Source organism: Streptomyces sp. NPDC001450, from assembly GCF_053597295.1.
The window spans coordinates 1-3,149 of record NZ_JBSFHY010000122.1 but is presented as its reverse complement, the minus strand read 5'-3'; the positions used below and the strand labels follow the sequence as shown (position 1 = coordinate 3,149).

Below are 3,149 nucleotides of genomic sequence, written 5' to 3'. Positions count from 1 at the left end.
ACATCTTGTTGCGGGCGTCGGCGGGCTCGCGGGCGATCAGCAACAGCTCTTCTTCGATGGCGGCCAGGCGGTTCTTCAGGCGGCGGATGTCGCGCCCGCCTCCTCCCGCTCCCGGTTGTTGGGTCCGTCCTTGCCCCAGACGGTCACCTCCCCGGGCTTCCAGCCGCTCTCGGGCTCGGCTATGGATGCCACTTCCGTGTCGCGGTACATCACCGTGCCGTCCAAACGGACCTCGAATCCGGGGTCGCCCTTGGCGTGCTTCAGGTCGTCGCGCACCACGCGGCTGCCGTCGATCGAGATGCCGTAGCGGTCCAGGGAGACCTCGTGGCCGTGGCGCTCGACGGTCACCTTCGACCGCCCGCTGTCGAATGCCTCGCGGTCGAACTGCCAGGGGTTGAATTCCTCTTCCTTGCTCACCGGGCCACCTCCTGGTCCGCCAGTTCGGCCAGCACACGGGCGTGGCACGGGTCGCCTTCGGCACACCAGCAACCGAGCCGCCGGCCGCGCAGCTTCGGCACCTCGCGGGCGACTAGCTGCGGGCGCTCGCCCAGCCAGGCCCGGTACTTCTCGACCACCTGGGCGGCGTCGCCGTGGCGGCCGACTTTGAAGGGGTTGGCGAGCGGGTGGCCGTGCAGCTTCCACCCGCCCTGGTACATGGGGCGGCCGACGTACAGCACGTCCGCGAGCGCGGGGTCGTCCTGGTGCGCGTGGAGGTCCACCACCGTGGTGGCGGCCACGGGGGAACTGTCGCCAATTGGCGACAGCTGCTCGGCCTCCGCCGGGGCCGGGCCCGCCGTGATGGCGGGCTCCGGCTCGGTGGCGAACATGGCCAGCTGGTAGCCGCCGTTCATCTCCTGCGGGTCCTTGCGGGACGCCATTACAGGACCTCCAGCAGACGGGAGGCGATCCACTGCGCGACGTTTGCAGGAACGGCGTTCCCGGCCTGCTTGGTCTGCTCGCCTCCGTGGCCCAGCACCGTGTAGTCGTCAGTGAAGCGCTGGGCACGCAGGTGCTCGCGGGCGCTCAGCATCCGGAAGTAGCAGTCCTCCAGCTCGATCTCCGCAGGGACCGTGTCCGCTCCCAGCACCACGCCCGCCGACTCTCGCGTCGCAACGGTGTGCAGCGGCGTGGCGGTCGTGGTCGGCCCGCCCTTGCGGTACGGGATCACCAGACCGTGGTGGTTGCCCCCGGCGGTGATCGCGGCGAGCGGGTCGTTGATCCCCCGGGTGGTGCTGCCTCCGCCGCGGTGTTCGGTGATGAACGGGCCCGGCAGCAGCAGGGCCTCGCTCTCGGTCGTGGTGCGGGTCCGCATCGGCACGGTGACGGCTGCCGTGTCGCGGTTCCATGAGCCTCCGGTGGGGACCAGCATCGGCGGGATGGCGATCCCGTCGCCGATCCTCACCGTGCGGGTGGGCAGTGGAGCAGCGAGTGCCGGGAAGGCGCGGCCGTCGCCCTGGTCGGCGTGGTTGACCGTGACCACGGACGGCACGCGGTGCTTCTCCAGACCGAGCCGGATCTTGCGCAGGGTCGCGGCGGCCAGCGGGCGCATACCGCGTGCGGGCCGGTCGCCGATCCGGATACCGGCATCGGACCAGTTGATCGCGGTGGCGGCGGGGCGTACGTAGGGCTCCACGATCTGGTGGCGGCATCGAGTGTGCGGGCACCTAAAGTCGTACTGCTGCCGGTACTTGCCGATCGTCCGGCCGTTGCGCCATGCCTGAACCGCGCGCACGTCTTCGCCGCACCCCGAGCACCAGGCCAGCGGACGGACGCTCAGGTCCGGCGCGCGCATCTCCCGGCGGGTGAAGACAACGAAGATCCGGTCCCGCCACTGGGGGGCGTGGGGGTTGTCGTCTCCACCAATGTGGGCGGCGGTGACGGACACGATCTGGTGCCGGAAGCCCAGGATCTCCATGCCGTGCAACCACCACGAGAACAGCGGCCAGGCGGTCGCGAAGCGGGGGACGTTCTCGCAGACGACCGCGTCAAAGTTGTGGACCTCGGCGGCGCGCAGGATGTCGTACGCGGTGGCCCGGGTCCGCTCCCAGGCTGCGTCCTGGATCGGGCCCTCTTCGAGCAGGTCGAGCTGACCGGCGGTGGGCGCCGCCTTGGGCCGCTTGACCCCGTCGGCGGGGCTGCCTTCGGTGCAGATCGGGGAGCCGACCAGCACGCGGGCCTTAGGCAGGCGCCGCATGTCGTAGTGGTCCAGATCGACGCAGAGGTGTTCAGCCTCGGGGAAGTTGGCTGCGTGGGTCTCGACTGCCCGGTTCCAGTGGTTGGCCCCCAGCACGACATCGAACCCGGCGCGGCGGAACCCGTCGCTGTCCCCGCCAGCTCCGCAGAAGAGGTGAATGGAGGTCGGGCGGGAGGTGGCAGAACGGCGCGTCATCGGGACGTCTCCTCTCCCAGCAGTCGTGCGGCGGTGGCCTCGTCCAGCTGCTCGCGGACCTTGGCGAGCAGGTCAGCGGGCGGCACCCATAGGCCCTGAGCGCCCGTCCAGGGCACCGAGAGGGGGAGGACGGTCACCTCGTCCAGGACGTGGTGGAACTGGCCGCTGGCGGACCAGGGGGTGCACTCCCCGTCGTCCTCGTGGCAGTCGACGATCCGGGCGACCGCGAGCACGGCACCGAGGTCCAGCTGCAGCCCGCGCACCACGGCGGCCACCATGGGGCCGTGGCGCCGGTCCAAGGTCTTGCTGGAGTGGATGAGGACCGGCCCGCGGTACGACGTAGGCCAAGTCCGGTTCTCGATCCGCTTGTCGGCGTAGGCGATGGCGGCCGCCCACGGCTGGCGGATGGTCAGGGCCCTCGTCATACGACCAGCCCCACCACGGCCCGGCCCATCGCCCACAGCACCAGGGCGGTGACCACGGCGACGGCAACGAGCGGCTTGGAGGCACGGAGCAGTGCCCTGAGCCCCACCGACAGCAGCAGCGCCGCGAGCGCTGCGGTAAGCCCGTAGGCGGTGAGGGCGGTCACCAAGGTTGCGATCAGGGTCCGGCCGATCTCCAGGGAGGTCAGCGCGACCAGGGCGGAGAAGAGCAGCCCAGCGAAGGCGATCAGGCGCTCGCTGAGGGGAAGGCGCCGTGCGCACATAGCCGTTTGTTCTTGCCGACACCCCTCATAGAGGCAACGGACCGAGGCCGTCGG

Annotated in this window: 5 protein-coding genes; all 5 read right to left on the bottom strand. The window is 70.7% G+C overall.

Annotated elements, in window-relative coordinates; all coding sequences use genetic code 11:
• Nucleotides 1-75 precede the first annotated feature (75 nt).
• The 5 genes from ACWC5O_RS45200 to ACWC5O_RS45180 are packed head-to-tail and all read right to left on the bottom strand — an operon-like array spanning nt 76 to nt 3,095.
• Nucleotides 76-417: a hypothetical protein gene (locus ACWC5O_RS45200; protein ID WP_450781357.1), complete on the bottom strand. Its 342-nt coding sequence runs from the start codon at nt 415-417 to the stop codon at nt 76-78.
• Entirely contained in the window at nt 414-878 is a 465-nt protein-coding gene (locus tag ACWC5O_RS45195) for a DUF4326 domain-containing protein (RefSeq protein WP_355837853.1), read from the bottom strand. Before ACWC5O_RS45195 ends, ACWC5O_RS45200 begins: the two co-directional genes overlap by 4 nt.
• Nucleotides 878-2,389, bottom strand: a complete 1,512-nt coding sequence (locus ACWC5O_RS45190; RefSeq protein ID WP_355837855.1) for a DNA cytosine methyltransferase — start codon at nt 2,387-2,389, stop codon at nt 878-880. Before ACWC5O_RS45190 ends, ACWC5O_RS45195 begins: the two co-directional genes overlap by 1 nt.
• Nucleotides 2,386-2,814, bottom strand: coding sequence for an ASCH domain-containing protein (locus tag ACWC5O_RS45185; RefSeq protein ID WP_355837857.1), 429 nt, complete (start codon nt 2,812-2,814; stop codon nt 2,386-2,388). The genes ACWC5O_RS45190 and ACWC5O_RS45185 overlap by 4 nt, the downstream gene beginning before the upstream one ends.
• Complete coding sequence (locus ACWC5O_RS45180) at nt 2,811-3,095, bottom strand: hypothetical protein (RefSeq protein WP_450781354.1); 285 nt, start codon at nt 3,093-3,095, stop codon at nt 2,811-2,813. The genes ACWC5O_RS45185 and ACWC5O_RS45180 overlap by 4 nt, the downstream gene beginning before the upstream one ends.
• Between the last annotated feature and the right edge of the window lie 54 nt (nt 3,096-3,149).